Annotated in this window: 1 protein-coding gene; it reads right to left on the minus strand. The window is 64.5% G+C overall.

All coding sequences use genetic code 11. The annotated features are described in order from the left end of the window. A partial coding sequence (locus tag EN852_RS36730) for a LysR substrate-binding domain-containing protein (protein WP_246694532.1) occupies positions 1 to 355 on the minus strand: 355 nt, incomplete at both ends.

Raw genomic sequence — 355 nt, forward strand, 5'->3', positions numbered from 1 at the left:
CTGCCGCGCGATCGTTTTTTCTTGGCGGCGGCGAGCAGGTCTACAAATACGCGTACCTTGGCGGGCCTGAACCTTGCCGGCGGAAAGACGGCGTGGATGCCGCCGGTGGGCAAGGCCCATTCGGCAAAGACCGGCACCAGCCGTCCTTCGGCGATATCATCGCTGACGCTGTAGTCGGGAAACACACCCAGCCCTATGCCGGCAAGCACGCAGGCGTGGGCGGCCGGGCTCTTGTCGCATGTGATGACCGGATTGAGCTCGGTCAGCACCTTGTCACCATTCCTGGAAAACAGCCATTGGCCGACACCGCGAAGCTGGGCGTTTCCGACCCAGGCCAGCGATCGCGCCTGGCGCG

This window comes from Mesorhizobium sp. M2E.F.Ca.ET.209.01.1.1, assembly GCF_004010375.2.
GTDB lineage: Bacteria > Pseudomonadota > Alphaproteobacteria > Rhizobiales > Rhizobiaceae > Mesorhizobium.